Annotated in this window: 1 protein-coding gene; it reads left to right on the top strand. The window is 46.6% G+C overall.

The features are described 5' to 3' along the window. Nucleotides 1-279, top strand: a 279-nt coding sequence (locus tag FD23_RS10190; protein ID WP_236743865.1) for a helix-turn-helix domain-containing protein, incomplete at both ends; no start/stop codon positions are given.

Genomic DNA, 279 nt, shown 5'->3' with positions numbered 1-279 from the left:
AAAAGGGCAAGCACCTTAAGCTGAACAACCGGACTACAATCCAGGAGCTGCACTCTAAGGGCTACTCTAATCGTGCTATAGAACTTAACTGCTCACAAAGCACGGTCGGATATGAGCTCAAAAGAGGCACAGTATCCGTGTATACCGGCAATGTGAAGCGGTATAAAGCTGGCGAAGGGCAAAGCACTTACGAACTACATAGAAGCGAATGCGGCTGCAAGAGCTTGTTTCTTCGCAGACATAAGTTCATCGACTATGTTTCCCACTGCTTCCATAATT

Source organism: Lactobacillus delbrueckii subsp. delbrueckii DSM 20074 = JCM 1012 (assembly GCF_001433875.1).
Lineage (GTDB): Bacteria > Bacillota > Bacilli > Lactobacillales > Lactobacillaceae > Lactobacillus > Lactobacillus delbrueckii.
The sequence above is the reverse complement of the archived record's forward strand: the minus strand, read 5'-3'. Positions and strand labels throughout refer to the sequence as shown.